Source organism: Flavobacterium poyangense (genome assembly GCF_011751075.1).
In the GTDB taxonomy this organism is placed as follows: Bacteria; Bacteroidota; Bacteroidia; order Flavobacteriales; family Flavobacteriaceae; genus Flavobacterium; species Flavobacterium poyangense.
Map to the genome: position 1 here is coordinate 1 of NZ_JAALLN010000152.1, position 590 is coordinate 590.

Annotated in this window: 1 protein-coding gene; it reads right to left on the reverse strand. The window is 63.9% G+C overall.

The genetic code is table 11. The features are described from left to right. Positions 1-590 (reverse strand): alpha-D-ribose 1-methylphosphonate 5-phosphate C-P-lyase PhnJ (locus tag G3A47_RS23090; RefSeq protein WP_166926618.1); only part of this gene is annotated, 590 nt, incomplete at both ends.

Sequence of the window (590 nt, forward strand, 5' to 3'; positions counted from 1 at the left end):
GCGGCCTGGCGGCTTTCGCAATGGTGGGTGTCGGAGCAGACGAACATGCGCCCGCCGCGATCGTCGAGCACGACCTCGTCGAGATAGACCTGCTCTGCGCCGCACAGCGCGCAGGGCTTGTCGAAACGCTGCACCTCGAACGGGTGATCCTCGAAGTCGAGGCTGATCACCTCGGTATGCGGCGGCACCGCATAGATGCGCTTCTCGCGTCCGGCGCCGAACAGCTGCAGCGCCGGCGACATGTGCATCTTCGGATTGTCGAATTTCGGCGTCGGCGACGGATCCATCACGTAGCGGCCCTCGACCTTGACCGGGTAGGCATAGGTGGTGGCGATGTGGCCGTTCCTGGCGATATCCTCGTAGAGCTTCACATGCATGAGGCCGTATTCTTCCAGCGCATGCATCTTGCGGGTTTCCGTCTCGCGTGGTTCGAGGAAGCGCAGCGGCTCGGGGATAGGTACCTGGTAGACCAGCACCTGGCCCTCCTGCAGCGGCGCCTCGGGGATGCGGTGGCGGGTCTGGATGATCGTCGCGTCCTGCGTGCTCGTGGTCGTCTCGACGCCGGCAACCTTCTGGAAGAATTTGCGGAT